Annotated in this window: 7 protein-coding genes and 1 pseudogene; all 8 read right to left on the bottom strand. The window is 73.1% G+C overall.

Annotated elements, in window-relative coordinates; all coding sequences use genetic code 11:
• Positions 1 to 281 (bottom strand): annotated as a pseudogene (locus tag KBX39_RS20685) (primosome assembly protein PriA); the annotation flags it as partial.
• A gap of 59 nt (positions 282 to 340) precedes the next feature.
• Complete coding sequence (gene metK / locus KBX39_RS20680) at positions 341 to 1,546, bottom strand: methionine adenosyltransferase (RefSeq protein ID WP_030502493.1); 1,206 nt, start codon at positions 1,544 to 1,546, stop codon at positions 341 to 343.
• Between the two features lie 82 nt (positions 1,547 to 1,628).
• Positions 1,629 to 2,837: a bifunctional phosphopantothenoylcysteine decarboxylase/phosphopantothenate--cysteine ligase CoaBC gene (coaBC, locus tag KBX39_RS20675; RefSeq protein WP_043324946.1), complete on the bottom strand. Its 1,209-nt coding sequence runs from the start codon at positions 2,835 to 2,837 to the stop codon at positions 1,629 to 1,631.
• Between the two features lie 14 nt (positions 2,838 to 2,851).
• Positions 2,852 to 3,118, bottom strand: a complete 267-nt coding sequence (rpoZ, locus tag KBX39_RS20670) for a DNA-directed RNA polymerase subunit omega (RefSeq protein WP_013285517.1) — start codon at positions 3,116 to 3,118, stop codon at positions 2,852 to 2,854.
• Positions 3,119 to 3,121: 3 nt separating this feature from the next.
• Complete coding sequence (locus tag KBX39_RS20665; RefSeq protein WP_104114320.1) at positions 3,122 to 3,673, bottom strand: guanylate kinase; 552 nt, start codon at positions 3,671 to 3,673, stop codon at positions 3,122 to 3,124.
• Positions 3,674 to 3,698: 25 nt separating this feature from the next.
• A complete protein-coding gene (mihF, locus tag KBX39_RS20660) occupies positions 3,699 to 4,016 on the bottom strand; it encodes an integration host factor, actinobacterial type (RefSeq protein ID WP_013285515.1) in 318 nt (105 codons plus the stop codon).
• Positions 4,017 to 4,191: 175 nt separating this feature from the next.
• Positions 4,192 to 5,031 carry an orotidine-5'-phosphate decarboxylase gene (pyrF, locus tag KBX39_RS20655; RefSeq protein WP_210872037.1) on the bottom strand — a complete coding sequence of 280 codons (840 nt, stop codon included), beginning with the start codon at positions 5,029 to 5,031 and terminating at the stop codon, positions 4,192 to 4,194.
• Between the two features lie 87 nt (positions 5,032 to 5,118).
• Positions 5,119 to 5,870, bottom strand: a 752-nt coding sequence (locus KBX39_RS20650) for an aminotransferase class III-fold pyridoxal phosphate-dependent enzyme (protein ID WP_210872035.1), incomplete at its 5' end; no start/stop codon positions are given.

Genomic DNA, 5,870 nt, shown 5'->3' with positions numbered 1-5,870 from the left:
GCCAGCCTCAGCACGTCGGCGAGGCTGCCCGCGTACCGGTCGGCGACCGCGCGGGCCAGCCGGGCCACCTCCGGGGAGAGCACCGGCACCGGCGAGACGACCTTCTCCAGGTACGCCAGTTTCGGGTGCGCGGAGGACTCGGCGCGCTCCAGCAGCCAGCCGTCGACCAGCTGACCGGCGAAGCGCACCTTCACCCGTACCCCCGGTTGCGCCTCGGCGTCGAGCGCCGCCGGCACCAGGTAGTCGAACGGGCGGTCCAGGTGCGGCAGGGGCACGTCCACGCAGACGCGCGCGACCGGCGACCCCTGCGCGGGTCGCCGGTCGCGGCGCGTGGCGGCGGTCAGGCTCCCGCGGCCGACTTGAGGTCGGCGGCCCGGTCGGTGCCCTCCCAGGTCAGGTCCGGCAGCTCCCGGCCGAAGTGGCCGTACGCGGCGGTCTGCTGGTAAATCGGGCGGAGCAGGTGCAGGTCCCGGATGATGGCGGCCGGGCGCAGGTCGAACACCTCGGCGACGGCCTTCTCGATCGAGGCGACCGGCACCGTCTCGGTGCCGAACGTCTCGATGAACAGGCTCACCGGGTGGGCCTTGCCGATCGCGTACGCGACCTGGGCCTCGCACCGCTCGGCCAGCCCGGCGGCGACCACGTTCTTGGCCACCCAGCGCATCGCGTACGCGGCCGAGCGGTCGACCTTCGAGGGGTCCTTGCCGGAGAACGCGCCGCCGCCGTGGCGCGCGTACCCGCCGTAGGTGTCCACGATGATCTTCCGGCCGGTCAGGCCGGCGTCACCCATCGGGCCGCCGATCTCGAAGCGCCCGGTCGGGTTGACCAGCAGCCGGTAGCCCTCGGTCTCCAGGCCGAGGCCCTCCAGCTCCGGGGTGATGACGTGGTCCCGGATGTCCGGGGTGAGCAGCGACTCCAGCGAGATGTCGGCCGCGTGCTGGCTGGACACGACGACGGTGTTGAGCCGGACCGGGCGCAGCCCGTCGTACTCGATGGTCACCTGGGTCTTGCCGTCCGGCCGCAGGTAGGGGATGGTGCCGTCCTTGCGGACCGTGGCGAGCCGGCGCGCCAGCCGGTGCGCCAGCGCGATCGGCAGCGGCATCAGCTCGGGCGTCTCGGAGCAGGCGAAGCCGAACATCATGCCCTGGTCACCGGCGCCCTGCGCGTCCAGCGCGCTCTCCGACCCGCCGGTACGCAGCTCGAAGGCGTTGTCGACGCCCTGGGCGATGTCCGGCGACTGGGCGCCGATGGACACGCTGACGCCGCAGGACGCGCCGTCGAAGCCCTTCTTCGACGAGTCGTAGCCGATGCCGAGAATGGTCTCCCGGACGATGGTGGGGATGTCGGCGTACGCCTTCGTGGTCACCTCACCGGCCACGTGCACCTGACCGGTGGTGATCAAGGTCTCCACCGCGACCCGGCTGTGCGGGTCCTGGGCGAGCAGCGCGTCGAGAATGCCGTCACTGATCTGGTCGGCGATCTTGTCCGGGTGGCCCTCCGTGACCGATTCGGACGTGAAGAGACGTGTCACGGCACTCCTAAGCATGTGAAGACTTTTAAAGGTCGCTCGGCGGCAGTTTAGCCATCCTCGTTCCGCCGCGACCCCCTGAACGCGGGCCGACCAACCGTCAGGAACGTGACGGCAACCGCGGACAGACGAGGTCCCAGACGGCGTCGGCCAGGGCCTCCTTGGGCTGCTCGGCCAGCCGGTGCACGGCGCCGTCGGCGCCGATCACGGTGGCCGCGTTGGTGTCGGCGCCGAAGACCTTGTCCACGCCGACCTCGTTGACGACGATCATGTCGGCTCCCTTGCGGGCCAGTTTGGCCCGGCCGTTGGCCTCCGCGTCGTCGGTCTCCGCGGCGAAGATCACCAGCACCTGGCCGGGGCGGCGGACGCGACCCAGCTCGGCGGCGATGTCCGGGTTGGTGACCAGCTCGATGGTCGGCGCGACACCGTCGTCCGACTTCTTGATCTTCCCGGTGGCGTAGCTGGCCGGCCGGAAGTCGGCGGGCGCGGCGGCCATCACCACGGCGTCCGCGTCGACGGCCGCCGCCAGCGTCGCCGTGCGCAGCTCCTCGGTGGTGCCCACCCGGACCAGGTCCACCCCGGCCGGATCGGGCAGCGCCACGTTCGCCGCGACCAGCGTCACCCGGGCGCCCCGGGCCACAGCGGCGCGGGCGAACGCGTACCCCTGCTTGCCGGAGGACCGGTTGCCCAGGAACCGGACCGGGTCCAGCGGCTCGCGGGTGCCCCCGGCGGTGACCACCACGTGCCGGCCGGCCAGGTCGGCCTCGGCCTCGACGCCGCGGGCCAGGGCCCGGCGGGCCACCGCGAAGATCTCCGCCGGGTCGGGCAGCCGGCCCTTGCCGGTGTCCCGCCCGGTGAGCCGCCCCACGGCCGGCTCGATCACCCGGACGCCGCGCGAGCGCAGCGTGGCCACGTTCGCCACGGTCGCCGGGTGCTCCCACATCTCGGTGTGCATGGCCGGCGCCAGCAGCACCGGGCAGCGCGCGGTCAGCAGCGTGTTGGTGAGCAGGTCGTCGGCGAGGCCGTGGGCGGCCTTGGCGAGCAGGTCAGCGGTGGCCGGGGCGACCACGACCAGGTCGGCGTGCTGCCCGAGCCGCACGTGCGGCACCTCGTGCACGTCGGACCAGACGTCGTCGGCCACCGGCTGGCCGGACAGGGCCGCCCAGGTCGGCGCCCCGACGAAACGGAGCGCCGAGGCGGTCGGCACCACCCGGACCCGGTGACCCGACTCGGTGAAGAGCCGGAGCAGCTCACACGCCTTGTAGGCGGCGATGCCGCCGCCGACCCCGAGGACGATCTCGGCGGGCATCGGCGCGGGCGCGGTTACGGCTGGTCGGTCGGCTCAGCGGTGAGCAGGCCCGCGTTGATCTCGCGCATGGCGATGGAGAGCGGCTTCTCCTGCGGGGTGGTCTCCACCAGCGGGCCGACGTACTCCAGCAGGCCCTCACCGAGCTGGCTGTAGTAGGCGTTGACCTGACGGGCGCGCTTGGCGGCGAAGATGACCAGCGCGTACTTCGAGGTGGTCTTCTCGAGCAGCTCGTCGATCGGCGGGTTGGTGATGCCCTCGGGGTTGGTGGCGATGGATCCCACGAATTAAACCTCTGCGTCTCGTGCGCCGCCCGCGGGCGGTCGGGCCGGAGCCAGGAAGGACGAACCGAGCAATCCTACCAGCTCCGCCGCGGCGCGCTCGGTGTGGTCGTGTGCCACGGCGTGGGCGAAGAGGGCCGCGACGTCCGGGTCGGCCCGGTACGCCGGCGGCGCGAGCAGCACCAGCCGGGCGCCGGGCGCCGCCGCCCGTACCGCGAGCGCGCCGCCCAGGTCCAGCGGCAGCAGCACCGGCCGGCCCGCGGCGAGCCGCGTCCGTACCTCGGCCCGGGGCACCCCCCGGCGGTACGGCCCGATCCGGCACCACTCCAGCAGTTCCCCGGCGGCGATCAGCTGGTCGAAGGCGGGCGCGTCGAGGAAGACGCGGTCCACGCCGTCCCGCTCGTCGGGGCGCGGCGGCCGGGTGGTGGCGACCACCGGCACCCAGACAGACGCAAGGCGCGCCCGGACCGCCTCGACCACACTGCTCCGGCCGGCCCCGGAGGGACCGGACAGGACAGTGAGCCGAGCCGCCGAGCGCGCCTCGTCATCCGTGCTCACCGCTTGTTTCTACACGGCGGGCCGTTCAGTTCGCGGCGAACTCCCCGAGCAGAGCCTTGCGCTGCTGCTCGCCGAGGCCGCGCAGGCGACGGCTGTCCGCGATCTTGAGCTTCTCCATGATCTGGGTGGCCCGGATCTTGCCGATGCCCGGCATCGCCTGGAGCACGGCCGAAACCTTCAGCTTGCCCACGACGTCGTCGGACTCGGCCCGCTCGAGGACGGTGGCGAGGGTGGTCTTGCCCTGCTTGAGCTGCTCCTTCAGCTCAGCGCGGGCCTTGCGGATCTCCGCGGCCTTCTCCAGCGCGGCAGCGCGCTGTTCGGGGGTCAGTGACGGGAGCGGCACCAGTTCTCCTCAGGTCCCTAGTACGGCGGGCGGAGCGCCCCACCGCATCTGTGAAACGTGGTGTCGCTGGCAACCAAAGGGGTCCGTGGTTCCCAGCGCGGGGAAAACTAGCGGTCAACGGAGATTTCGGCAACGTGGGCGCGCGATGATCAACGGAAAGTGACCGAGCCGTCAGTCAGCCTACGGCCTCCAGGGCGCTCCGGCACTCGGCCAGCGCCCGCTCGGCGGCGGCGCGCAGAGCGTCCGGGTCCGGTCCCGCGCCGAGCACCTCCCGGGAGTACGACGGGAGCACCGACGGCAGCGCGGCGCCGAACACGGTGCGCAACCCGGCGGGCGTGCCGCCCTGCGCGCCCAGGCCCGGAGCGAGCAGCGGACCGTTCACGGAGCCGAGGTCGTGACCGGTCTCGCCGACCGTCGCGCCGACCACCAAACCGAAGCTTCCGAGCGGCTCCGCACCCCGGTTGAGCTGGGAAATCTCGTCGATCACGGTCTGCGCGACGGTGCGCCCGTCGGCCCCGACGGCACGCTGCACGGAGGCGCCCTCCGGGTTCGAGGTGAGGGCCAGGACGAAGACCCCGCCACCGTGCTCGGCTGCGGTGGAGAACATCGGCGCGAGTGAACCTACTCCCAGGTAGGGGCTCGCGGTCACCGCATCGACATACATCGGGCTGGATGGATCGAGGTACGCCGACGCGTACGCGGCCACCGTCGAGCCGATGTCGCCGCGCTTCACGTCAAGCAGAACGAGCGCTCCCAGATCTCGCAACTGTCGGATAGTTGACTCAAGCACCCCGACGCCGCGCGAGCCGAAGCGCTCGAAGAACGCCGACTGCGGCTTGACCACGGCCACCCGGTCCCCGATCGCCTCCACCACGGTTCGGCAGAACCGGTCGAGTCCGTCGACGTCGTCGGTCAGCCCCCAGTCGGCCAGCAACCCGGGGTGCGGATCGATCCCCACGCACAGCGGCCCTCGCTCCGCCACGGCCCGGTGCAGTCGGGCGCCGAACGTCTCCATCGCGTCTCTCCTCTCCCCGCGGCCCCGGGCCGCCTGGGCGTGTCCGGCGACGGTCTTCCCGTCGCGCCCTGTCGAACTCGGCCGGGCTCAGCCGGCCTTCACCGCCGCGGCCACCCCGGCCGCGATCCGTGCCACGTCCGCGGCGTCGCAGACGTACGGCGGCATGGTGTAGACGAGATCCCGGAACGGGCGCAGCCACACCCCCTGCGCCACCGCGGCAGCGGTCGCCCGGGGCAGGTCCACCTCGTGGTCGAGCTGCACCACCCCGATCGCGCCGAGCACCCGTACGTCGGCCACGCCGGGCGCGCCGCGCAACGGCGCCAGGCCGGCCCGCAGGCCCTCGGCGATCCCCGCCACCCGGCCGGCCCAGTCCCCGGCCCGCAGAAGCTCCAGGGAGGCGTTGGCGACCGCGCAGGCGAGCGGGTTGCCCATGAACGTCGGTCCGTGCGCCAGCACCCCGTCGGCGGAGATCGCCCGCGCCACCTCGGGCGTGCAGAGCGCCGCGGCCAGCGTCAGGTACCCGCCGGTGAGCGCCTTGCCGACGCAGAGCACGTCCGGGGCCACCCCGGCGTGCTCGGCGGCGAACATCTTCCCGGTCCGGCCGAAGCCGGTGGCGATCTCGTCGAAGACCAGCAGGATGCCGTGCTTCCGGGTCACCTCGCGCAGCACGCGCAGGTAGTGCGGGTGGTGGAACCGCATCCCGCCGGCGCCCTGGACCACCGGCTCGACGATCACCGCGGCCAGCTCGTCGGCGTGCCGCTCCACCGCGTCCACCAGAGCCGCCTCGTACGCCGGGTCGGGCGGCGCGGCGACGCCGGACGGCGGCGCCGGGGCGAACA

Source organism: Micromonospora sp. D75 (genome assembly GCF_018070405.1).
GTDB classification, from domain to species: domain Bacteria; phylum Actinomycetota; class Actinomycetes; order Mycobacteriales; family Micromonosporaceae; genus Micromonospora; species Micromonospora chalcea.
This window is presented reverse-complemented; position numbering and strand designations above follow the sequence as displayed.